Source organism: Corynebacterium sp. FDAARGOS 1242, assembly GCF_016889985.1.
GTDB lineage: Bacteria > Actinomycetota > Actinomycetes > Mycobacteriales > Mycobacteriaceae > Corynebacterium > Corynebacterium minutissimum_B.
The window spans coordinates 2,326,652-2,350,263 of the sequence record NZ_CP069568.1 but is presented as its reverse complement, the minus strand read 5'-3'; the positions used below and the strand labels follow the sequence as shown (position 1 = coordinate 2,350,263).

General features: G+C 61.7%; 21 protein-coding genes and 1 tRNA gene. 6 read left to right on the top strand and 16 right to left on the bottom strand.

What is annotated here, in order from left to right:
• Positions 1–28 precede the first annotated feature (28 nt).
• The 10 genes from I6J72_RS11260 to I6J72_RS11215 form a co-directional block, all read right to left on the bottom strand.
• The gene (locus I6J72_RS11260) at positions 29–232 is read right to left on the bottom strand and encodes a hypothetical protein (RefSeq protein WP_204099235.1); all 204 of its coding nucleotides are present in this window, start codon (positions 230–232) and stop codon (positions 29–31) included.
• A 46-nt stretch (positions 233–278) separates the two neighbouring features.
• Positions 279–1,355 carry a sensor histidine kinase gene (locus tag I6J72_RS11255; protein WP_204099234.1) on the bottom strand — a complete coding sequence of 359 codons (1,077 nt, stop codon included), beginning with the start codon at positions 1,353–1,355 and terminating at the stop codon, positions 279–281.
• A gap of 26 nt (positions 1,356–1,381) precedes the next feature.
• A complete protein-coding gene (gene crgA / locus I6J72_RS11250) occupies positions 1,382–1,657 on the bottom strand; it encodes a cell division protein CrgA (RefSeq protein ID WP_070523252.1) in 276 nt (91 codons plus the stop codon).
• A gap of 63 nt (positions 1,658–1,720) precedes the next feature.
• On the bottom strand, positions 1,721–3,661 hold the full coding sequence (gene pknB, locus I6J72_RS11245) for a Stk1 family PASTA domain-containing Ser/Thr kinase (RefSeq protein ID WP_204099233.1): 1,941 nt from the start codon (positions 3,659–3,661) through the stop codon (positions 1,721–1,723).
• Positions 3,662–3,667: 6 nt separating this feature from the next.
• The gene (locus tag I6J72_RS11240; RefSeq protein WP_204099232.1) at positions 3,668–5,098 is read right to left on the bottom strand and encodes a serine/threonine-protein kinase; all 1,431 of its coding nucleotides are present in this window, start codon (positions 5,096–5,098) and stop codon (positions 3,668–3,670) included.
• Positions 5,098–6,528, bottom strand: coding sequence for a penicillin-binding transpeptidase domain-containing protein (locus I6J72_RS11235; protein ID WP_204099231.1), 1,431 nt, complete (start codon positions 6,526–6,528; stop codon positions 5,098–5,100). The genes I6J72_RS11240 and I6J72_RS11235 overlap by 1 nt, the downstream gene beginning before the upstream one ends.
• The gene (locus I6J72_RS11230) at positions 6,525–7,877 is read right to left on the bottom strand and encodes an FtsW/RodA/SpoVE family cell cycle protein (protein WP_204099230.1); all 1,353 of its coding nucleotides are present in this window, start codon (positions 7,875–7,877) and stop codon (positions 6,525–6,527) included. Before I6J72_RS11230 ends, I6J72_RS11235 begins: the two co-directional genes overlap by 4 nt.
• Positions 7,878–9,242: a protein phosphatase 2C domain-containing protein gene (locus I6J72_RS11225; protein ID WP_204099229.1), complete on the bottom strand. Its 1,365-nt coding sequence runs from the start codon at positions 9,240–9,242 to the stop codon at positions 7,878–7,880. It lies immediately after the preceding gene.
• Positions 9,239–9,691 (bottom strand): FHA domain-containing protein, encoded by a 453-nt coding sequence (locus tag I6J72_RS11220; protein ID WP_039673007.1) that lies wholly within the window; start codon positions 9,689–9,691, stop codon positions 9,239–9,241. The genes I6J72_RS11225 and I6J72_RS11220 overlap by 4 nt, the downstream gene beginning before the upstream one ends.
• 30 nt (positions 9,692–9,721) lie before the next feature.
• Positions 9,722–10,552, bottom strand: a complete 831-nt coding sequence (locus I6J72_RS11215; protein ID WP_204099228.1) for a DUF3662 and FHA domain-containing protein — start codon at positions 10,550–10,552, stop codon at positions 9,722–9,724.
• Between the two features lie 230 nt (positions 10,553–10,782).
• Here I6J72_RS11215 and I6J72_RS11210 point away from each other — a divergent pair.
• Positions 10,783–10,867 (top strand) — tRNA-Leu (locus tag I6J72_RS11210).
• 113 nt (positions 10,868–10,980) lie between these two features.
• Here the strand turns inward: I6J72_RS11210 and I6J72_RS11205 are convergent.
• The 3 genes from I6J72_RS11205 to I6J72_RS11195 all read right to left on the bottom strand — a co-directional run bounded on the left by I6J72_RS11205 (position 10,981) and on the right by I6J72_RS11195 (position 15,734).
• Entirely contained in the window at positions 10,981–12,159 is a 1,179-nt protein-coding gene (locus I6J72_RS11205) for an IS1249 family transposase (RefSeq protein ID WP_071566713.1), read from the bottom strand.
• Between the two features lie 961 nt (positions 12,160–13,120).
• Positions 13,121–15,355 (bottom strand): copper-translocating P-type ATPase, encoded by a 2,235-nt coding sequence (locus I6J72_RS11200; protein WP_204099227.1) that lies wholly within the window; start codon positions 15,353–15,355, stop codon positions 13,121–13,123.
• Between the two features lie 52 nt (positions 15,356–15,407).
• Complete coding sequence (locus I6J72_RS11195) at positions 15,408–15,734, bottom strand: heavy-metal-associated domain-containing protein (protein WP_115020921.1); 327 nt, start codon at positions 15,732–15,734, stop codon at positions 15,408–15,410.
• Positions 15,735–15,927: 193 nt separating this feature from the next.
• Between I6J72_RS11195 and I6J72_RS11190 the strand changes: the two genes are divergently transcribed.
• Entirely contained in the window at positions 15,928–17,409 is a 1,482-nt protein-coding gene (locus I6J72_RS11190) for a multicopper oxidase family protein (protein ID WP_204099226.1), read from the top strand.
• Between the two features lie 217 nt (positions 17,410–17,626).
• On the opposite strand, the gene I6J72_RS11180 is transcribed toward I6J72_RS11190, so the two are convergent.
• Entirely contained in the window at positions 17,627–18,835 is a 1,209-nt protein-coding gene (locus I6J72_RS11180) for an MFS transporter (RefSeq protein WP_204099225.1), read from the bottom strand.
• Between the two features lie 69 nt (positions 18,836–18,904).
• Here I6J72_RS11180 and I6J72_RS11175 point away from each other — a divergent pair, with 69 nt between their 5' ends.
• The 4 genes from I6J72_RS11175 to I6J72_RS11160 are packed head-to-tail and all read left to right on the top strand — an operon-like array spanning position 18,905 to position 21,630.
• On the top strand, positions 18,905–19,552 hold the full coding sequence (locus I6J72_RS11175) for a TetR/AcrR family transcriptional regulator (RefSeq protein ID WP_204099224.1): 648 nt from the start codon (positions 18,905–18,907) through the stop codon (positions 19,550–19,552).
• Positions 19,553–19,593: 41 nt separating this feature from the next.
• On the top strand, positions 19,594–20,457 hold the full coding sequence (locus I6J72_RS11170) for a trypsin-like serine protease (RefSeq protein WP_204099223.1): 864 nt from the start codon (positions 19,594–19,596) through the stop codon (positions 20,455–20,457).
• A gap of 49 nt (positions 20,458–20,506) precedes the next feature.
• Entirely contained in the window at positions 20,507–21,337 is an 831-nt protein-coding gene (locus I6J72_RS11165; protein WP_204099222.1) for an alpha/beta fold hydrolase, read from the top strand.
• Complete coding sequence (locus tag I6J72_RS11160; protein ID WP_204099221.1) at positions 21,334–21,630, top strand: CHY zinc finger protein; 297 nt, start codon at positions 21,334–21,336, stop codon at positions 21,628–21,630. Before I6J72_RS11165 ends, I6J72_RS11160 begins: the two co-directional genes overlap by 4 nt.
• A 4-nt stretch (positions 21,631–21,634) precedes the next feature.
• On the opposite strand, the gene I6J72_RS11155 is transcribed toward I6J72_RS11160, so the two are convergent.
• Positions 21,635–22,201, bottom strand: a complete 567-nt coding sequence (locus I6J72_RS11155; protein ID WP_370552141.1) for a hypothetical protein — start codon at positions 22,199–22,201, stop codon at positions 21,635–21,637.
• 41 nt (positions 22,202–22,242) lie between these two features.
• Entirely contained in the window at positions 22,243–23,553 is a 1,311-nt protein-coding gene (locus I6J72_RS11150) for a M20/M25/M40 family metallo-hydrolase (RefSeq protein ID WP_204099219.1), read from the bottom strand.
• Positions 23,554–23,612 lie beyond the last annotated feature (59 nt).

Here is a 23,612-nt window from a genome sequence, read left to right as displayed (position 1 = left end):
GGTCGAAAGGAACAGGTGGGGCGTGGTCTTAGCCTCCGCACCACCAGCGCTCCGGGCTGGTGGAGCAACGGAAGTGGTCGGCGAATTCGGCGCCATACGACCTGTAGAAGGTGAATCCGGTGGATTCGGAAGCGGTGGAGTTTTCGTTAGTTGCGGTGGGTTCAGATGCACCGGCTACCGGTGCGGAGATAAGGGCCAGCGCTGCAGCGGCCGCGGCGAGGGAAGTGCGCATGTTTTACCTTTAATATTCAATGTTCGGTGATTACCGGGCCACTTTACTATATTTTTCTCAGACAGGCAGCAGGAAGCGATAGGCGTGTGACCCACTGATCAGCCTCTTTCCCGCTGCCGAATGTGCCATGAACCCTCCGCACTCGGCGGGCGATCTCACTCAAACCTAGGCTGGTCGTCATGAACTGACGCGATTGCTGTGCGGCGATCGAAGACGTGATGTGCACATCAATATTCTTAGAAGTGCTGTTGGCTTCGATGCTCACGCGTGACTCGGGTTGGGCATATTTGAGAATATTTACGGCTAGTTCAGAGAATACGAGGGAGAGCTTCTGCGGTAGAGCAAGCTGACCCGTCTTTCCCAGATTGATGTCCGTCTCGCATATAAAGCCGTGGCTCGATAGGAAGCTCACCATGGTATCGAGGTCTTCTTCGACCGACTTGATACCTTGAGTGACGCTTTCATTCTTCATCACACGCAGAAGATCGCGCACCTCACCCATCGCCCGGCGGGCGTCGTCGGCGATAGCTTCCGCGGAGTCAGCTGCGGAAGGATCCGTTTGGGTCAGCGCTAAGGTCTCCGAGCGCATGACCACGGAGGTCAAGGTCGCAGCTACCGAATCGTGAAGGGCAGTCATGAGAGCCTCGCGCTGCTCGGCGGCGCGCTGCTCGGAGGCAAGACGCTGGTCCCGGGTTCTGCGCAGTGCGGCGCCAATGCCGATGGCCACCGCATATAAGAGAAGCGGAAGCGAAAGGTTAAATGGATCGAAGTCAGGGAGGTAGTTGTTCGACGGATCTGTAGTGATGAAGTACGTGTACACCACCGCCAGGGGAACTGCCCACAACCAGCGCTTCTGAAACGCCACAATGCCCACAATGACGGGGCTCCACGCCAGGAATAGGAACGACCGCCAGTCGGGGCACCACATGGCGAACGCAAAAAGCGCACCGTACCCGCAGGCCGCCACGAAGGGACGTCGGATGGCCAGCGGCGTCAAGCTGACGCCGAGGCCTGCGAGTAGGAGTGCGCCGGGAGTAAGGAAGTTTTTGTCCACCGTGACGGTCAGCATCACCAAAATGATGCAGCCGACACCGGCGACGCTATAGAACCGCGAGGAGTTCATCGCTTCCGTGTTTTAAGCGTGTAAAACTAACGCCAACCCATCGTCATGAGCAGACCGATGATGGCTAGGCCGAAGCCGATGCCGTAGTTCCACGGACCCAGCTCCTGCATGAACGGGATGGACTCGCCGGCCAGGTAGTTCACCACGAGCCACAGCAGGCCAATAAGCATGAGGCCGAGCATGATGGCGATGTACCACTTCGGGGTGCCCTCAGAGTTGATCTTGACCGGGGTGCGGTTGGTAGCAGAGCTGGAGGACTGTGGGAGTGCGGAGCCCTCCGTCGTGATCTTGGACTTTGGCATTTCTACACCTTTAGGTAGGGGGTTTTAATCTGTGGGATACCTTAGCAGCTACGGCGAAAAGAGCTATTGCGGAATCAGCGCGGACGGGTCGAATTCCCAGAAGCGGACGTCGATGGTGGCGTCCTTGCGGATGGCATCGCCGCGCTTGACGGATGCCCACCCAATCTTGTCGCTGTCGATGGGATTGGACGTAGGAATGCGCTCGCCTACCTCAAGGGTGCCGGACCAGCCCTTCGCACGCAGCGCGGACTCGGCTTCACCCTGAGTGGAGTGCACCAGGTCCGGTGCCTGAATCAGCATGCCGTTAGAGACCTCAACGGTGACCGTGCTGCCCTTGGGGAGCTTCTGGCCCTTTTCGGAGACCTTGATGACTTGATTCTCCGGCAGCTCAGAATCCACCGAATGCACGTTGACCTCAAAGTCCATGGAGCTGAGCATCTCCACGGCGCGGTCGCGGTCCATGCCGGACACGTCCGGGACGCTGACATCCTTCTGGCCCTTGGACACCGTGATGTGGACCTTTGAGCCCTTGGACAGTTGCGAGCCGCCGGCCGGGTTCTGCGAGATGATTTCGCCCGTAGGTGCATCATCGTTGACCTGCTCGATGTCTTCCTTGAGTTCCAGGGAAGCCTCCTCAAGCGCCTGCGTGGCCTCTTCCACGGTCATACCGGTGAGGTCAGGGACCTCAGTAATCTCCTTACCGGAGGACACTGTCAGCGTGACGGAGGACTTCTTCTGCAGCTCGGAGCCTTCCGCTGGGTTGATACGGATGGCTTTGCCGCGCGGCACGTCAGGACTAGGCTCCTCATTGACTGTGACGAAGAGACCGAGTTTCTCCAGCTCCTCCACGACCTCGTTGCGTGGGCGGTCCTTCACCTGAGGAACGACGACCATGTTGGCGCGCTGTGCGGCTTCGTGCTGCGCCTGCTCACGCTCGCGGGCTTCCTGCTGGGAGCTCTGCCAGAAGTCCCAGGCAAAGTAGCCGACGATGGCGATAAGCGCCGCCGCGAGCAGGGCCGCGAGCCACTTCAAGCCGCCGCCGCCCTCATCGTCTTCGCTCGGCCTTGTCGACGCCACCGGCGCACGGTGCTGCGCTGACACCGGGGCCACCATCGTGGTGGGGTGATCCTCATCGTTGACGTGCGAGCGCGCTGCCTCCGGCAGCTGGCCCTCTGCCAAACGATCCAGGTCATCGCCCATTTCCCAGGCGGACTGGTACCGGTCCGCCGGGTGCTTAGCCATGGCAGTGAGCACCACGGCATCGAGGCCAAGGCGCTGCTTCTCAGACAGATCTTCTTCAATGAACTCCGAGGGAGGGGTTGGATCCTCCTGCACGTGCTGGTAAGCCACCGCGAAGGGAGTCTCGCCCTCAAACGGGGTGCGGCCGGTCACCGTTTCATACATGACGCAGCCGAGGGCGTAGACGTCGGAGCGGGCGTCGGCCGGCTTGCCACGGGCTTGTTCCGGGGAAAGGTATTGCGCGGTGCCAATGACCGCAGAAGTCTGCGTCATCGCGGACGTGGAATCATCGAGGGCCCGGGCGATGCCGAAGTCCATGACCTTCACCTGGCCGGTGTTGGTGAGCATGATGTTCGCCGGCTTGATATCGCGGTGAATAATGCCCGCTTCGTGGGAGGATTGCAGGGCATCTGCCACGGGTTTAAGGACGCGCGCGGCTTCGCCCACCGGCAACGGCCCGTCCTCACGAACGATATCGCGCAGCGTGCGGCCTTGGACGTATTCCATGACGATGTAGGGCACCATCATGCCGTCGACGTCCTTCTCACCGGTGTCGAACACGGCCACGATATTGGGGTGGTTGAGCTTACCGGAATTCTGGGCTTCGCGGCGGAAACGTTCACGGAAGTTGACGTCGCGCGCCATGTCGGGACGCAGCATTTTGACGGCGACGGTGCGTCCCAAGACGGTGTCTTCGGCCTCGTAGACTTCAGACATGCCGCCGGTGCCGATGGACTGGCGGAGGTGGTACCGATCACTGACCATGGTGGGTTACTGGCCTCCCTGTAGCGCGGATTCTTCGGTGGGGTTGCCCTGTGATTCTAGTTCGGCTGTGGCGGTTGGTCCGTCATTGACCTGCGGTTGTGTCTCCTCAGGTAAGAGTTCTTCGTCTGTGGGTTGCTGCGGGGAGACCTCCTGGGTGGGCGGCGGCAGCACTGAGTGTGTCGTCGTGACGGTGACGGGGGCTGGGGGTTCTTCCTCCACCGTGGTGGTTTCCACGGTGTTGAGGGTAGTCGAGGCCTCAGTGGTGGGCTCCTCCGTGGTCTCCGGCGTGACGGTTTCGGTCACGATGATCTCCGTCGGCTGCTCCGTAGTCGTGGGTGCAGGTTCGCTGGAGTTCTCGGTGAAGAATTTATATCCCGCGAGCCCGATGCCCACGAGCGCAGCGATCGCTACTGCAATGAGCAGGCCGGTGCCGAATCCACCTTTCTTCGTCGGCGGTTCCGCTGTCGGCGGCTGTGTTGCCGGGCGCACCGTCGTGGGGTGGGCCATGTTGCCCAGCATCTCCGTCGAGGCGGAGGGGGAAGGTTCGGCGGCTAGCGGAGCGAGTGCGGCAGATTTCGGCTGCGGCGGGCGCTGGCCCTGGCGCACGGCCGAGATGGCGTTGGTGAACTCATTGCCGTCGGCAAAGCGGGTGTTAGGGTCCTTGCGCAGGGCAAGGCCGATCAGTTCACGCGTGGGCGCGCTTATCGACGTCGACAAGGGCTCCGGCGCCTGACTAATATGCGCCAGCGCTACCGATACCGAGGAATCACCGCTGAAGGGGCGATTGCCGGCGAGCATTTCATAGCCCACCACACCAAGCGAGTACACGTCCGAAGCTGGGCCGACCTCGTAACCTTGGGCTTGCTCCGGCGAGACGTACTGGGCGGTGCCGACCACCATGCCGGTGCGCGTGAGAGGCACGGCTGCGGCGGCTTTGGCGATGCCAAAGTCAGTGATCTTGACCTGGCCGTTCTGGGTAATCATGAGGTTGCCCGGCTTAATATCGCGGTGCACGAGCCCCATGTGGTGGATGACGGACAGGCCGTGGGAAGCCTGCTCCATGACGTCGAGCGCCAGCGTTTCTGGCAGTGCGCCTTCGCGGGCCAGCAGGTCCGCCAAGGATTCACCGCGGATGTACTCCAGAGCCATGAAACAGAAGGTGCGGCCGTTGTCCTCAAGCTCGCGGTAGTCGTAGGTGGCCACGACGTTCTCGGAGTCGATGGACTCTGCCGCCTTGGCCTCGTTGCGGAAGCGCGAGAGGAATTCGTTGTTATCGGAGAATTCCGGCCGCAGGACCTTGATGGCTACCTCGCGGTCGTTGTGGACATCATCGGCAAGCCACACGGTGGACATGCCGCCGTGGCCGACGATCCACTGCAGCTGGTAGTCCTCACCGATGAGTGCTTGTAGGTGTTCCTTGTTATCAGCACTATTCACTACTGCTCACCTCCGTATGCGCGCAGAATGGCGCGTCCAATCGGTCCGGAGACCTGTCCACCAGTAGCGCCTTCTCCCAGGTTTCCGCCGTCCTTGACCACGACGCCGACCGCAATGTCCTTCTCTGGATCGAAGGCCACGTACCACACGTGCGGGGCCAGGCCCTCGCCGTGCTCGGCGGTACCCGTCTTGGAGGCAAAGCCATTGCCGTCATAGCCCCAGGTGGAACGCTCAGAAGCGAACATGAGGTCCGTCAAGGTTTTGGCGGTGTCCTCGTCGATGGCCTCAGCGGCCTGACGCGGTTGGGTCGTGCGCAACTCGTTCATCTGCGCATCGGTGATGCGATTGATGAGGTAGGGCTCCATGCGCTTGCCTTTGTTGGCCACGGTGGCGGCCATGACCGCTGCCTGGAGGGCGGACATGGTGACGTCGCGTTGGCCGATGGCCGATTGGGCGACCTGCGCGCCGTCGCTTAGCTCGCCCAGCGCACCCGAAGAGGTCTCCACACCGAGCGAGTACTTCTCACCCACGCCGAAACCTTCGGCGTACTTGCGCAGCTCATCGGCACCGATACCTTCGGACATCTCCACGAATGCCGTGTTGCACGAGAGCGCAAAGGCGGTCTGGAGCGTGACGCTGTCCGCGCCGGCGCAGGCCTGGTTGCCGTAGTTCGTGAGCTCCGTGACCGTATCCGGCAGCGTGATGGACGCCGCGCCGGTCAGCGTGGAGTTCGGGTCATACCCGTTGTTGAGACCGGCAGCCGTAGTGATGATCTTAAAAATCGAACCCGGCGGCAGGGTCTCCTGCGTGGCATGGTTAATGAGCGGATTGCCCTCTTGATTCTGCAGCTGATCCCACGTCTCGGCTGCCTGGCCCCCGACGAGGTCGGCGACGTTAAAGCTGGGGCTCGAGGCCATGGCCAGCACCTTGCCCGTGGAGGGCTGAATGGCTACGGCCGCGCCCTTGTAGCCCGGGCCGGCCAGCTGGTCATAGGCAGCCTGCTGCAGCGCTGGATCGATGGTGACCTCCACGTTGGCGCCCTTCTGCGGTTTGCCGGAGAGCATATCGAGCCAGTTGTGTGCCAGCAGCGAATCATCCTTGCCGTTGAGGATGTCATTCTGCGAGGCTTCCAGCTGGGATGCGCCGAAGCGCTCCGAGAGGTAGCCGGTGACATCAGCGAAGGCCGGGGAATCGGTGGGGTAGGAACGCGAGTAGTTGCCGTTCTCATCCGCGGTGGACTGCGCCAGAACCGTATCGCCGGCGAAGATCTGGCCGCGCGGGGTAGTGCGCATTTCCAGGTAGCCGCGAACGTTCTTGGGATTGTGCGCGTATTTGTCCGTCGAAAACGCCTGCACCACCGTGAGGTTCACGAGGAGTACTGCGGTAAGAAGCAGGGCAAACAGGGAGACGAGGCGAATCGATCTATTCATCGGGTGGCCTCCTGGATGGCGGGGAACATGGACGTATCACTCGGAGCATTTGAGGTGAGCTCTCGCGCTGGGCGACGAGCCGCGTTGGAAATACGCAGCAGCACGGCCAGCAACATGTAGTTGGCCATGAGCGAGGAGCCGCCGGCGGACATGAACGGCGTGGTCAGACCCGTCATGGGCAGCAGGGCAGAAATACCGCCGGTGACGACGAAGACCTGGACCGCCAGCGTGAGCGCCAAGCCCGAGGCCACCAGCTTGCCATAGGTATCACGGCAGGTCAGCGCGGTGCGGAAACCGCGGGAGACGAGCATGGCGAAGAGGATGAGTACCGCAGCCAGGCCCACCAAACCGAATTCCTCGCCGATGCCGGCCAGGATGAAGTCCGAATGCGCCACCGGCACCATGTCCGGATGGCCCTGGCCCAAACCGGAACCAGTAATGCCACCGGAGGACATGCCGAACAGCGCCTGGGACAGCTGGAAGCCGGTGGTGTCATAGTTGGCCAGCGGGTCAATAAAGTTGGAGAAGCGCTGCTGAATCTTGTCCGAGACCTGGTAGATGCCGAAGCCGCCGATGCCCACGAGGATGACACCAATGATGAGCCAGCTCACGCGGTTGGTGGCCATGAAGAGCATGCCGAGCACCGTGCTAAACAGCAGCAGTGCCGGGCCGAAGTCATTGGAGATGCCCATGATGACAATGGCGATGCCCCAAATCACGAGGATGGGGGCAAGGTCACGCAGGCGGGGCAGGGACAGACCCAGGAACGTAAAGCCCGCCACCGTGAACAGGGAGCGCTTCTGGGTGAGCAGCATGGCGAAGAACAAGATCAACAGGATCTTGGAGAACTCGCCCGGCTGGATCGAAAAGGGTCCAAGCCACAACCAAATGCGGGCCTCTACTCCTGGCGGCTGCGGCCATACCAGCGGCAGCGCCAAGAGGATAAGGCCAAGTGCGCCCAAGATATAGGAATAGCGCGTCAGCGAGCGGTGATCCCTCAACAGGACAAGTACCAGCGCAAACAGAATAAGACCGACGACGGTCCACATCACCTGCCGTACCGCGAGCTCACCGCCACTGGCCAGGTCAAGACGCTGCAGCATAATGAGCCCCGTGCCGTTGAGCACCGCGACGATGGGCAGCATGATCTGGTCCGCGTAGGGCGCTAAGAAACACAGGAAGAGATGCGCTACAGCGAAGACTCCGATGAAGCCACCGATGAGGTAGAGCACGTCGAGGGTCAGCACGTTGCCTTGGGATAACTCGAGGCTCACCAAGGTGATGGCGAAAACTACCGTGGCGAAGACAAGCAGGCCGAACTCAGTTCCACGGGAAAAGAGCTTGCTCACCTACTTCACCTCCCGGCAGTTGCCCGTCAAGGGTTTGTCCGCATCCTTCTTGGCGTTTTTATCCTTATCCTTCGCGACGTCGTCAGAGGTCGCGCACGGCTTCAAGGCCTTCTCCGACAGGCGCGTCAGCTGCGTCTGCACGTCGTCATAGGAGCCTGCGGGCAGGTTGCCCACGGCTGCGCGCTCCGACTCGGGAAGGTCCGTGAGCTTAAACGGCGCATACTTGTCCGTGCAGTCACCGGTGCTCAGCTTGAGTGAATTGTCCTTGTTCAAGCACGCATGCTGATAGGTGTGGTGCAGGGAGCGGCCAAAGACCTCAAAATCCGCGCCTTGTTGGATGGTGAGGACCTCCTCCTCATCCGTAGTCACGTAATAGTTGTTGGCCACGTGGTTCTTCATCCACAGCCCACCGCTCACCACAATCACCAAGATAAGGACGAGGGAGGCGATAACCTTCCACCCCACCCGGCTGCGTCGCGGCGGCCGCTGCGGCTCATCCTCGGTGACCTCCCGGGGTTGTACCTCAGCGGCTTGTGCTTTTGGGGGCGAGATCAGCTTCGCCGCACGGCTTGCTGAAGAATCCGGGTGCGTCGGCTCCGGCACGACGCCTTGGATGGCGCCGACGGTGATGGGGGAGACGTCGTCAAGCTCTGCGTCCACGACTTCTGCCACCACGATGGTGACGTTATCCGGACCGCCTGAACGCAATGCGAGATCGCGCAGCATAATAGCGGCCTCATCCACCGAACCTTGGTTCAGCGCCTGCTCGATGGTCGACGCCGTCACCGGATCCGATAGTCCATCCGAGCACAGCAGGATGCGGTCGCCCACCTGGGCATCCAGCGTAAAGAGCGTCGGCTCCACCGGGCGGCCGGTGTAGGCCTTAAGGATCAGAGACTTTTGCGGGTGGGACGAGACATCTGCCGGGTCGAGCTTGCCCTCATCCACAAGTGACTGCACGTAGGTATCATCTTTTGTCACCTGAGAAAGCTTGCCGTCACGCAGGCGGTAGCCGCGGGAATCACCCACGTGGCACACGCCGAACTGAGAGCCATTGAACATCATGGCAGTCAGCGTGGTGCCCATACCTTCGGTTTCCGGGTGCTCGTCCACATGGTCGCGGATTGCCGCGTTGGCATCTTCCGCCGCCGCGCCCAGCAGGGCCAGCATGTCGTTATCGCCCGGATCACGCTCGAGGGGCGCCATGTGCTCCACCATCGTCGTGGACGCGACTTCGCCGGCGGCGTGGCCACCCATGCCGTCGGCAAGCACCAGCAGGTGAGGTCCCGCGTGGGCAGAATCCTCGTTATTGTCGCGGACCAAACCGCGGTCCGTCACTGCAGTAAATTTCAGGCTCAACGTCATGCCATCAACCTCACGGTCGTCCGACCAAGTTTGATATCCGAACCCACGCCAACGCGTTCCGGCTGGTCAATACGGGCACCACCCACGAAGGTGCCGTTGCGGGATTCCAAATCCTCCACAAACCACTCGCTGCCCCGACGGAACAGACGAGCGTGGTGGCCAGAGGAAAAATCATCACCAGTGACAAAATCACAGTCCTGCGCGCGGCCCATCGTACAGTCCTCGAGGGTGCCCAGCTCCATGTGGGAACCGCGCAGGGGACCCTCCACGATGGCGATTTCACGCGGCGCTTCTCGACGCCTCTGTGACCCCTTCACCGGGGCCGATGCCTGGTACACGCCGGCCGCCTTATTGGCGTCGCGGCGCATAGCGTTGAGCGCGACCAGAATAAACAGCCACAACAACACCAGCAGGCCGATGCGCAGCGACAGCAGCACGATCGAGTCCATGGACGGTCCTTACTTTAGATGGGGTGGGGCTTAATAATTCTGGTTCTCAAGGCCCGTAATGCGGACCTCGATGTGGGAGTGGCCGAGGGTAATCACGTCACCATCAGCCAGCAGCCAGTTGTCAATCGGGGTGTCATTGACCGTGGTGCCGTTGGTGGATTGGAGGTCAACGAGCACCGCGTCCTGACCGTTCCACGTGATCTCCGCATGCTGGCGGGAGACACCCGTATCCGGCAGGCGCAGGTCTGCGTCAGTGCTACGGCCGAGGATATTGGAGCCTTCGCGCACGTGGTAGACGCGGGAGGAACCATCCTGCAGCATGAGCGTTACCGCTGGGCCGTGTGGCGTTGGTGCCGGCTCATTCGGGTTCGGCACCATGAAAGCGGTGGTTTTGGCCTCATCGGCGTTGTGCGGCTGGGTCATAGAGTCCTCCTGACCATGGTCGTGGTGGAAAATCGCATCGAATCCGGTTTCTTCTGTGGGCTCGTGGTCCAGGAAGGACGACACGCGCAGCTGGCCTGTACGCAGGCCCGACTCCTCCGCAATCCGCACAATGACCGGCCCCGCGAGGGACCAGCCACTGTTGCGAATAAAACGAGTGAGTTGATCAGATAGATCCGTAGGAATATCCCGATTTTGGGAGAGGTTCTCAATGTCCTTGGAGGACACACCGACGGTCATGACGTTGGGGCTGTACAGCTTGCCGTCATCACCGCGGGACAGGTTGTCCTGCGCCTCCTGCTTGAGCAGCTCTTCAATCTCTGCGGGGACGACCTTGCCGCCAAAGACAAAGGCCATGCCGTTGTCCAATCCGCGCTGCAGGGAAGAATCCAGCTTGGCGAGTTTATCTAGCAATGCCATGGGGGAAGTGCCGCCCTCCTTTCAAGAGTATTCCAGGGAACTATCTCACTGCGATGGTGGAATACAGCGATATAGCAGCGATCAGTATAGGTGTCTTTCCCCCTCTAAACGTAGACGCGCGCGGCAAAGTTCCCTGTGTATTCAGTAAAAAGCTCGGGTTTGCCAGCGGATTTGTCGATTCATTAGGGCGGCGTGCTAAAGTTAGCTGGTCGCCAAGACATCAATACCCTGCCCGGGTGGCGGAATTGGCAGACGCGCTGGCTTCAGGTGCCAGTGTCCTTATAGGACGTGCGGGTTCAAGTCCCGCCCCGGGCACGCTGTGACGGCCCCGCTTTCTCGTTGAGAGTGCGGGGCTGTCGTCGTTTCGGGAAGGCCGACGTTCAGGGTTAAGGGTCAAAATGTGTGTCTGGCTCGGCGTGTCGCTGGGGTTAGATTTGGCCTTTTTGGATGCCGATTGAGTGGGTGTACTCGGTGTCGATACCGTTGTCGTAGAGGGCTGGTCGTCCTGTTTCGTGGTCGGCTTGGTTCTCGGTGTGGGTCAGGATGGATACTTTGGCGAGTTGGTCCTGGCCCCAGTGGGACTGTCTGGCGATGCGTAGTGGATCGTCGGGCAGTTCTGTTTTTAGGTACAGCCACCAGTCCAGCATTTTGCGCTGGTGTTCATTTGTTCTGCCCCGGTGAGCACGCGCAATCTCTTTCAGGCGAGCGTTAATCCCGCCTTCAAGACTGTTGGTCGTAGATTTGATGCGGGCAGGTTCTAAGACGCCTTTAGGTTGATTGATGTAGACAAAGAGCATGCCTTGGCGCCATAGATGGTTCAGACTGTTGTAGGCCTTTCGCACGTTGGAATGTGTCCATACCCATGTCCAATTTCCTGTATCAGGGTCTTTAACCCTGGTCCTCTCGTCCATCCACCTGCGGTAGACAGTGTTGAAGTTATGGAGCAATACACCCCAGTCAGCTACCTCTTCTTTAGTTCGCACTCGGGTGAGTTTCAGCGCTAGCGTGTAGATAGCTTTGCCGGCATCAGTGCGCGGACGTGAGGTTGTATAGCGGCGAACTACACGCTGTGCGTGGACGAGGCAACGCTGCACATGTGTTGTTGACCAGCAGGTTTTTATTGCACTTGCTGTTCCTTGCCCGCCATCTGTCGTTGCGATTAACGGGGCGGGGATGCGTTCGAGCAGGCGTGTGTAATCGGGAGCGGTTTCGTGTTTGCACCAGTGCCAAGCAACAACATGATCGAGGGTGGAAGCTACAATCAAGCATCCGCCAGCGGTGTAGGTACCGTCGAGAAATATCTGGTCATAGACTCGGCCTGTATGTGCCACGGTGGGATCCGGTACGTCAATAAGCCAGCACCATGTAAATCTGCGCTTCATAGTGGAATGGCTTACATTGTTGCGTTTAGCCAGTGCAGTTAGCGAGATTGTGGTGGTGCAATGCTCGATAAAATCCGCAAAAATTCTAGCGTTGGTGACGTCGGGGCGACGTTTGATGCCTGATGCCCCACAGGCTTTACATCGCCATCGTGTGGTTCCTTTGCTGGTAGTTCCGTTGCGTTTCATGTCGCCGCCGCAGTGGCAGCGTGGTCGATTCTTCGGCATCAAGCCACCACACCACCAGGGCCTACCACATCCAGGTAGAAACACCGGGGATTTACCGTCAAGGACAGCGATATACGGTCGTGAAGCCTATACTTTCAACAATCACACTGGACAGTGACTATAAATCGCCGATCCCAGACACACTTTCTGACCCTTAACCCGACGTTCAGGACGTCGTTCACGGTAATTAGGGGCCAGAAATTCGAAATTTTTCGCCCTTATCTACCGTGAACGACAGCGGGTATCCGCAACGTCCCGAGTTCTCCGAGGGACAGGCAGCTGTGCGGGCCAAGATCGTGTCTCGTTTGCGGGCTTTCAACACAATAGCCGGGACCTAGTTCCGGCCTCAGTTGTCGTTAGGTGTTAGCGACACCCACCTAGAACTGCTCCTGAAGGCGCTAGAAGTACCAGCGCTGGGCCTCGCACAGGCATAATTTCAGAGTCCCCCACTTCGGTGCGGAAAGCCGCAGAGGATCGATGTCTCGAGACATCGCTTTTCGTCGTTTCTGGGCAGTTTTAGCTTCCGGGTTTTCTAACGGATCGATGTGGTGAGACATTGGTGCTGGTTGGACCGGAACGATCTCATGAGACATGCGGAACGATGTCTCCGAACCAGACACCGCCCCGGGCACGCTGTGAAGTCTCGAGACATCGTTCCGGTCGGTGTCTCGAGATTTTCTGTTTTTGGTTGCCCCAGAAACTCGCAATTCGACTCTCTGGGGCGTGTCTCGGAAGCTCAAGGCACCACATGATGTCCGCGTCGTTGTGATCGGCGGAGATCTCCCCGTCCGCCTCAGTCGTCGCCGTGGTGGTCTCGGTCGTCTCTGCGGTAGTCGTCGCAGTGCTGGTGGCCGAGGCGGTGGCGTCGGTGTTGCCTGACTCAGTGGCCTCACCGCAGGCGGCCAGCGCCAGGGTGGAGCCTTTCAGGGTCATATGGGGGCAGTGGAGAGAAAGTGGTGGATCAGTGGGCGGCGGTGGATGCCGGAGTAGGCGTGGTGTGTTCCTCCTTCGACTCGGTCGGAGCCAGGTGAGCCGGATCCAGATCAATGCGGCGCAACAGCTGGGCGTTCAGGGCCACCACGATGGTCGAGGCAGACATCAAGATCGCGCCCACGGCCGGGGACAGCACGAACCCGATCGAGGCGAGCACTCCGGCGGCCAGCGGCACGGCGAGGATGTTGTAGCCAGAGGCCCAGATCAGGTTCTGGATCATCTTGCGGTAGCTGGCCTGGGACAGCTCAATCATCGACAGCACTGCCCGCGGGTCATCGCTGGCTAGGACCACTCCGGCAGATTCCATGGCCACATCCGTGCCGGCACCGATGGCGATACCGACGTCCGCGCGGGTCAGAGCGGGGGCGTCATTGACACCGTCACCGACCATGGCCACGCTCAAACCCCGGTCCTGCAGCTGCGTGACCTTGGTGTCTTTGTCCTGGGGCAGGACCTCGGCGAAGACCTCATCAATGCCTAGGTCCTGACCAACCGCCTGGGCCACCTGCTGGGCGTCGCCGGTGATCATCGCGACCTTCACCCCGCGGTCCTGCAGGGCTTTCACGGCGGCGCGGGATTCGGGGCGGATCTTGTCCTCGACGGCCACCGCACCGATGATCTGACCGTCGCGGACAATATGGAGCACACCGGCCCCACGCCCGGTCCAGGCGCTGGTGGTGTCGGTGAGCTCGGCCGGGGTGGTGAGGTTGAACTCGCGCAGCATGTTCGGCCCGCCCACGAGGATCTCAGCGCCATCGACAGTGGCCCGGACCCCCCGGCCGGAGGCGGCGCTGAAACCAGTTGCACGGATTTGCCGACGGGAGGCCTCGGGATGGGCGGCCGCGGCCGCCACGATGGCGCGGGCCACGGGGTGCTCGCTGTCGGCCTCTGCGGCGGCGGCCAGGGCCAGCAGCTCGCCCTCGGTGACGCCGTCAGCTGTCGCGACACCGGTGACCGCGTGCGCACCCTCGGTCAGGGTGCCGGTTTTGTCGAAGAGCACCACGTCGATGGTGCGCATCCGCTCGAGCGCCATCCGGTCCTTGATGAGCACCCCGGATTTCGCGGCCCGCTCGCTGGAGATCGCAATAACTAGCGGAATCGCCAGGCCCAGGGCATGCGGGCAGGCGATGACCAGCACCGTGACCGTGCGCACCACGGCATCGTCCGGGCTGCCGATAATGGTCCACACCACCGCGGTGATCAGAGCGGAGATCAGCGCGAACCAGAACAACAACGCCGCCGCCCGATCCGCCAGGGCCTGGGCCCGGGAGGAGGACTCCTGGGCGTCGGCAACCATGCGTTGGATCCCGGCCAGGGCGGTGTCCCCGCCGGTAGCCTCCACCCGGATGCGGACGGTGTTGTCGGTGGCCACGGTGCCGGCGACCACCTTGTCACCGGTGTCGCGGAAGACGGGACGGGATTCGCCGGTGATCATTGCCTCATCGAATTCGGCGGCTCCGTCGAGGATGGTTCCGTCGGCCGGCACCCGGGCACCGGCCCTCACCAGCACGACGTCGTCGACGACCAGCTCGGAGATGGCCACGGTGCGGGTGGTTCCGTCGATGACTTTCTCGGCCTCATCTGGCAGCAGGGCAGCCAGCGCGTCAAGCGCGGAGGACGCGGCCCCGAGAGCGGACATCTCCAGCCAGTGGCCCAGCAGCATGATGGTCACCAGCAGGGCCAGCTCCCACCAGAAGTCCAGCTCAAAACCGCCCAGCCCCAGAGTGGTGACCCAGGAGGCGACAAACGCCACGGTGATGGCCATGGCGATCAGGAGCATCATCCCGGGTTGGCGGGATTTGAGTTCTTTCCATCCGCCCTTGAGGAAAGGCGTTCCGCCGTAGACGAAGATGATCGTGCCCAGCACCGGGGGGATCCAGGTGGATCCGGGGAATGCCGGGAGGTGGTAGCCAAGCAGGTTGGCGACCATGGGGCTGAAAGTAACGACGGGAATGGACAGAATCAGCGACCACCAGAAGCGGTCCCGAAACATTGCGGTGCTGTGTCCGGCGTGTTCGCCGTGACCATGAACGTGGTGGTCATCGTCCAGGGCGGAGTGCGGGTGATCGTGGGGCATCGCCTGGCCGTGGGTGTCGGCATCTGCGTGGTGTTCGTGGCTGGCATGATCCGGGTGGTAGGTGTGGTCTGTTTCCGGAGCGGGGTGATCACCATGGTGATCGCCGGAATGGTGGGGAGTGCTCATGACGTTCCTTTCCACTCAACCCGGTCGGGGTCGAGATGATGGGTAAAACTGATCAGGATAAGACGGTGTAGCCGGCGTTCTCGATGGCCCGGCGAACCATCTCCGGAGGTGCGACACCGGTGACCGTGACGGTGGAAACTCCACCAGCAGCGAGATCAATCTGGACGTCGTCGACCTGGGGGAGGGCCTGAAGGGCCTGGGTCACGCTTTTCGCGCAGTGCCCGCAGGTCAGGCCGGTGACCTGGTAGCTAGGGGACGACCCTCCGGCTGACGAGTCGCCGGCGGCAGGGATGGAGGCGGTGTCGGAAGGTGAGGCAGGCCCGCAACAGCTGCAGCCGTGGGAGGCCATCGGCAAGAGGCGGGGCGGGGAGGTGATCATGGGAAAGCTCCTTCGGTTCGGTGGGGTGCGGCGATGCCGCTCTCTAGCGTATACCCCCCAGGGGGTATATTTTCAGTATACCCCCTGGGGGTATATTTTCAATGGGTGGAGGGCACGGCCCTCACGAGGGCCGGGTCCTCACCTGCGCCTGTCTCCCGTGTCACTGAAATCTTGTACCAAGGAAGGTTAAATCATGACGAACGCGTTTTCCCGACGACAGTTTCTGCTCGGCGGGCTCGTCCTCGCCGGCACCGGGGCCGTGGCCGCCTGCACCAGCGACCCTGGACCCGCTACCTCGGCACCAGGTCCCTCCCTTCGCACCACTCCCACCCCCACTGCGCTCGGTGAGCCGACGGTGCGCCGGACACTGACCGCCCGGCCCCTCTCTCTGGATATCGGCGGCATCGAAGCCAAGACGTGGGGATACGTCTCTGACACCGGGGATGCGGCCATTGAGGCCACCGCCGGCGACGTCCTCCAGGTCGATATCACCAATGAACTGCCTGAGAGCACCTCCATCCACTGGCATGGCATCGCACTCCACAACGCAGCCGACGGTGTGCCCGGCATGACCCAGGACCCCATTGAACCTGGCGAGTCTTTCTCCTACGTTTTTGAAGTCCCCCACGGTGGCACCTACTTTTACCATTCCCACACCGGCCTGCAGCTTGATCGCGGCCTCCACGCCCCACTGATCATCCGTGACCCGCAAGACGCTGAGGACCAGGACGTCGAGTGGACCATCGTGCTCGACGACTGGGTCGATGGCATTCAGGGCACTCCCGACGATGAGCTCGACAAGCTCACCGGAATGGGTTCGGGCGACCATAACGGGAGGATGAGAACTGGAGGTCACGGCCATATGATGCACGGCACCCCGGACCGGGTACTGGGCGGGGATGCCGGCGATGTGATGTATCCGCACTACCTCATCAACGGACGTATCCCCCGTGCTCACCGGACCTTCGAGGCTCGCCCGGGCGACAAGGCCCGCCTGCGGTTTATCAACTCCGGCGGTGACACCATCTTCAAGGTGGCCCTCGGTGGTCACCGCATGACCGTCACCCACACCGACGGCTTCCCTGTCCAGCCCAGGGAGACCGAGTCGATCTACCTGTCGATGGGCGAGCGTGTCGACGTCGAGGTCATCCTCGGCGACGGCATCTTCCCGCTCACGGCTTTGGCGGTGGGTAAGGACGACCGCGCCTTCGCCGTCATCCGCACCGCCGGCGGCCAGGCCCCCCACCCCGATGTCGACTTCCCCGAGTTGTCGTCCACCGGACTGCTTCTGTCCTCCCTGAAACCAGCAGACCGTGCACTCCTGCCCGAGGGCACATCAGACCGAGAAGTCAGCATCGACCTGGGCGGGCAGATGATGCCGTATGAATGGAGCATTCTCACCGACGGCCAATCCTCCTCCGCGACCGTGCAGGAGGGCCAGCGCCTGCGGATGGTCATGCGCAACAGGACCATGATGCCCCATCCCATGCACATCCACGGCCACACGTGGGCGCTGCCCGGCAGCGGCGGACTACGCAAGGACACCGTCCTTCTCCGCCACGGTGAAACCATGATCGCCGACCTGATCGCTGACAACCCCGGTGAGTGGGCATTTCACTGCCATAACGCCTATCACATGGAAACCGGGATGCTCAGCTCGCTTCGCTACGAGTAACCTCCACAGCAGGGTGGAGTGCCGAGGTGGGCGGGGGTGTCCCCCGAGTAGTGGACACGGCGTTGGTGTCAGGGTTGAGCAGTGTGTGTCAGGAGTCGACGGGATTGAAGTATGCGTCAGCGCGCACGGCAGCAAGTTCAATGATGCGGTCGTAGCGCTTGTTAAAGCCGACGTTTTTGGCGCTATTTACCGTGAGCGTCATTGTTCGTGGGCCGAGTCAGGGAATCGGCACGCTGTGTAGGCGCGCCAGGCCGGTGGTGAGGACCCACACGGAGCCGGTGGCTACGAGTGCGCCGGAGAAGGCGACGGCCGGGGCCACGCCGAGCAGTTGGCCTGCGAAGCCGCCAAGGAGCGCGCCGACCGGCATGATGCCCCATTCCACAAAGCGCATCGTGCCTAGTACGCGACCGCGAATTTCTTCAGGGGCAAAGGCTTGGCGCAGGCCGGCAGCAAGAGCTTGGCTGGTCATGATGCCCCAGCCGCACAAGCCTGCCCCAAGGTAGATGAGCAGCAGCGGGGTCGTGACATGGCCGGCAAGCGCCATGCACACCAGTCCCACGGCTGCCACCACCGGGCCACACAGGAGCACCCGTCCAGCGCCCACAGCCTTGGCCAGGTGGTTTGCTGTCAGCGCGCCGGTGGCGCCGAGAAGAGCGATGGCGAGGAAAACCAGCCCGATGCCGATGGTGCTGACGTGCAGCTCACGCGCGAGGAACACCATGAGAACCGAGAAAGCCGCGTTCATGCCCAGCGAGACGGCGGCGCCCGTGCCGGTGAGGCCGAGCAAGCGGTTATCGCGAACGACGGAGCCCACGCCGGTCTTCACGTCTTCCCACACGGTGGCGTCGGCGGTGGCGGTAGAGGAATCGGGCCCAATCATGCGGAGGCTGGCGGCGGAGATGAGGTAGGAGAAGGCGTCGATAAGCATGGCGAGGGGCGCACCTACCGTGGCGATAAAGACTCCCACGAGGCCCGGGGCGGTGAGTGAGGCGATGCCGGAGGTGGTCTGTAGCGCGCCGTTGGCCTGCACAAGGTCGCCGTCCTCACCGACGATGTCCGGCATCTGCGCCTGGCAGGCCACATCAAAGACGAGGTTGCCCAGGCCAACGACGAAAGCGACAAGGCACAGGTGGGTAAACGTGATGCCACCGACAAGGAATGCCAGCGGAATCGTGAGGACGGCGAGCGCACGGAGGAGGTCGGAGACGATCATGAGCGGGCGGCGCCGGCGGCGGTCCACGAGCGAGCCGACGAACAGGCCGAAGAGCAGGTAGGGCAGGTTGTCCAAGGCGCCGAGGATGCCCATGTGGAGGGGGTTAGAATCAAGGAGGGTGACCGCAATGAGCGGCAGTGCCATGAACGTAACCTGGGAACCGAGTGCGGATATGGCTTGGCCGCCAAGCAGCCAGCGAAATGGGTGCTTCATGCCCCTTCTCCCTTACACCGTAAGTTTCACCTTTTATCGTAGTCCGGCGGCCGTCCAGAAGGAGGTCACGTGTCACAAATCATTACGCGCGATGCCATCGTCGAGGCAGCCATCGCCATTGGTGATGAAAAGGGCCTCGAGGGTGTGTCCATGCGTGCCGTCGCCGGCCGTCTGGGCGTGCAGGCGATGTCCCTCTACCACCACGTGCGCAACAAGGCCGAGCTTCTCGACGCCATCCATGAACACCTCATCCTCGAACTCACCCTCCCCGCGGAGTCCCCAACCTGGGAGGCAGCACTGCGCAGCGCTGCCGGTGCCTACCGCGCCCTCGCCCTGCGCCACCCCAATCTCTTCGTGCTCGTGGCTACCCGTCCGATTTCCACACCGGCGGAAATCGCGCACATCGCGCCGGCGTTGACGGTCTTCGACGAGGCCGGAATCCCTCCCGAGCAGCAGCTCTTTAGCGTCCAGTCATTCTTCTGCGCGCTCAACGGCTACCTCTTGGCGGAGGTTGCCCCCACGCCCGGCCACACCGAGGTTCCCGATTCCCCCATCCCCGTTCCACCAGAAGGTGCCCCTTCCGTCTTGACTCTCCTCGCTTTCCTCGACGGCCAGCAGCCTTCTGGCACTGCGGGCGAGAACTTCCTCGGCGCTTCCTTCGACACCTTCGTCGATGTCTTCCTCACTGGACTGGCCGAACGCCTAGGTGTGCAGTAGCGCGCTGCGCTTCTGTGGTGCCGCTGATAAAGTAACGCCTTGTGTTCTCAGGTTTTCTCGCAGCCATACTTTCCGTCCTTACTGCAGTAGCGTCCATGTTCGGCATTACTCACGCTCCCGGCGTTGACTCCGGCGCGCGTGACGTTCTACAGGCCACGAGCACGGTCGCCGCGAAGGACGACCGAGTTGCCGCACTATGGCAGAACGAGTCGCGGGAATGCTCGGCCGGCTACATCGGCAATGACTGGTGGCTCACCGCTACCCACTGCTTGGGCCGCAACCTGCGCCTTACCCAGGCAGACGGTGATAGCGCCAAAGTTGTCGCCTCCACTCCGGTGGCGGAGAAGTCAGACATTGCCTTGCTCAAGGCGGAACCCATGGAGGCTGAGGCCTTCGAGCTGCCCACCCGCCCTCTGCGTGTGAACGAAAAGCTCCTCCTCGTGGGCTTCGGCGGGTCCCACACGTTTTCCTCGGAGGCCGTGTCCCGCATTGAGGAGACTGGTGTAACGCACGAAATCGAAGGCCACGAATTTGAGAACCTGCTTAGATCGCACTCCTTGTTCTCCTCACGCTCCTGCAGCGGTGACTCCGGCGCCCCGCTCTACCAGGACACCACGATCTTTGCGGTGCATACCGGCGGTGAAGAGAATGAGTCTTGCGCAGACGGCACGCGCCGCCGCATGTGGCATAGCGAAATCTATCCTTACGTGGGGATGCTCACCGCGCTCATGGAGAGCTATGACGAGGAGGCAGTCGCCCACCGTGAGGAGTCGGAAGCCGAGATCGTGCGCCAAGCTCGCGCCCAAGAGCGCCGCCAGGCCCCCGCGGAAAAGCCCTCCGAACAACGTACCGAGCAGCCGAAGAAAGACCGCAGCAGCAGCCTAAGCAACCTCTCTTCCTGGTAATAGCGCCCATACAGCAAGCGCTCAGATTCAGGCGCTAAGCTCGCTCCTTATGAAAAACGGCTTCTTGCAGCGCGCTTTCCTCGCCATCCTCCTCGGCACCGCTGCCCCCATCCCAGCGCACGCTGAGACCATGGAAACCTCAGCTGCAAAGGACCTGGGTATAAATGATCCGGACTGCCAACCCACTGGCCCCGTCACCGAACCCGTAGTCCTCCTCCACGGCACGTCGGCAAACTCGGCCGAATGGAATGATCTCATCCCAAAGCTCACCGAGCAGGGCATGTGCGTGTGGGCCTTCGACTATGGCGCGGATGACCTCACCTTCCAGAACGCCTATCCCTACATGAAGGGCATTGCGGATTTGGAGTCCTCCGGGCGTGAAATCGCCCAGCATATCGAGCACATCCGCGACGTCACTGGGACAGAGAAAGTAAACCTCGTGGGCTTTTCCCAGGGTGGGCTGCACACCAAGTCTTATGCACAGCTTTATGGTTCACCCGATGAGGTGCGCCGCGTGGTCACGATTGGCGCGAACTTTCACGGGACAACATGGGGCGACAGAGCAACGCCCCTAAGCACGGCGGCAAAAATCGCGCCCGATGTGACCAATTTTGTTGGAACCAGTGCCGGCATCCAGCAGCTGCAGGGTTCGGACTTTATGGAGAATCTCAACCAGTTGCCGGACACCGCGCCGGGTATCACCTACACGTCCATTTACTCGCCCGTGGACAACACCGTGACTCCGAATGAGACCTCGCAACTGACTGCAGTGCCGGGCGCGGACGTGGCCAACGTGGAGTCAGTGCCGGTTGAGCATGGAAAACTGCCCCATGATCCGCGCGTACACGAGCAGATCGTGTGGGGCTTGACGCGCTCATGACACAGATTCAAGGAGCCATCGACGCGGAAGGGCGGTGCCGGCACTGGCACACGCTTGTCGACGTCGTCGCCAACAAGTGCAGCACCTGTACCGGTTGGTTCGCGTGTTCCTTGTGTCATGCGGAGCTCACCGATCACGAGTTTGGCGCCATGCCGAAAGACGAGCTGTGCGTCATGTGTGGCGCGTGCGGCCATCAGATGACCTTCGCGGAGTATTCGGCATATAAATGCCCCGCGTGCGGGCATGCCTTCAATATTGGCTGCGCGCTGCACGCGGGGACGTATTTCCGCTAGTTGCTTAAGGCAAAAGTGGTGCCAGCGGGGTGCCCTCGACGAGGGTCTTGAGGTAGGCCACGATGTCTGGGACGTAGATGGTGAAGGAGCCGAAGGTCACCGGAATCGTCGGAAAAGCGTTGTTGGCCGGGGCCTTCGTGCCACCGTTGTTGCCACCGTTTCCATTGTTGTTAGCCGGGGCTGGCTGGTTGTTGTGGGCCGGTGCGCCCTGGTTGTTGCCATTATTATTTGTGGGGGCGGTCTTGTCCCCGCTGCCGTTGTTCGCGGGGGCAGCATTGCCGCCACCGTTGCCACCGTTGAGGCCGCAGCGAGCGATGGCCTCGTCGGCGCGGGCGATGGCGTCACGGATTTCGCCGCCGCGCGGGTGGAAGTTCGCGGCAGCGAGGGCCTGGGACTTCTTGCTGTTGTAGTCGGACGGATTGGTGTAGTACTTCGTGGCCTGCTCGCAGGAGATCTGACCGGCCGGCACCTTGGCCAGGTAGTCATCGACCATATCGGCCGAGGCAGCAGGGCTAGCAAGGCCGACGGCAACGGCTGCAGCAGCGGAACACAGGACAAGCTTGTTTCTCATGCGCCACATTGTGCCACAACTTTTACACTTTTGCGCTAGTGCTAGAGCCCCAGGAAGCGATTTACCAGCGAAGAATACGCCTTCACAGTCAAATCCAAGTCTTCCAGGTAGAGGTGCTCATCGTGGCTGTGCAGCTGCGAGTTGGCGCTGGCCATGTCCCGATCCTCCGCATGCAGCGCAAAGCCATAGGCGTTGCCGCCGCGGCGTCGCGCCACGCGCAGATCCGAGCCACCCGTGGCCAACACCGGCAGCACCTTCTTATCGGGGAAGAACTCGTGCGCGGTGTCCTCAATGCAGCGCCACAGCTCAGTATCGGTAGAAGACTGCGTGGCGTCCTCCGTAATAAGGTGTTCGATTTCTACTTCGTCGGCCATATCGCCCAGCGCCTCACGCAGGAACTCGTCGAGCTCCTCCTGGGCCTGGCCAGGGAAGGGGCGAATGTCCATCTCTAGATAGGCGTGGGAAGGCAGCACGTTGATAGCGCCACCGGCGCGCAGGACGGTTTGGGCAATCGTCGTGTGTGAGAAGGCATGGGCATAGGCGGCCAAGGTGCCAAAATTCTCATAATCGGCCGCCGTAGCGGAGCCGTCGAGAAGCGCTGCTTCCGTTGCGGGGTCAAAACGGAAGGTCTTGACGAATCCCTGCCACACCTCATCCATCGCCACGGGCGGCTCAGCCGCGGCGATGCGGCGGGCAACCTCACCAATCTTGACGATGGCAAAGTCCTTCCCAAACGGCGTCGAGCCATGACCAGCATCGCCATGTACGTGCAGGCGGCGCTGGCCGGCGCCTTTCTCGCCCACGTTGAAACCCAGCGCGCCGGGCAGGTGGCTGCCGCCGGTCTCCGAGAGGCAGTTGCGCACCGAGTAGGCCTCAGGATGGTGCTTATCCATCCAGATGGAACCCAGGCCGCCGCGGGCCTCCTCGTCAGCCATGCCGACAAACGCTAAGGTGCCGCCGGGGTTGCCGCGCTTGGCGACGTCCCTCGTTACCGCGGCCATCGTCGCCGTAATAAAAAGCATGTCCACCGCGCCGCGGCCATACAGCTTGCCATCCTCGATGACGGCGTCGAAAGGCGGCTTGGTCCACTTCGGCTCGTCCACGGGCACGACATCCGTATGACCCATAAGTGTGAGCGGCTCCTTGTCGGGGTCTCCCGGAACGGTCACCACGATGGTCACGCGGCCCGGATGGGACTCGTAGCGCTGAATCTCCACCGCGGTGCCGTCGAAAAACTTCTCCAAGGTGTCGGCGTTGCGGACCTCGTGGCCGGAATCCGGCGTGAGATCGTTAACGCAGGCATTGCGGATGAGTTCCTGAAGAAGGCCGAGGGTGTCGTCGTAGAGAGTCATGGCCATCAAGGGTAGTCCGTGGAAGGAAAAGGCGGAGATTTTCCACAACTTGAACGCCG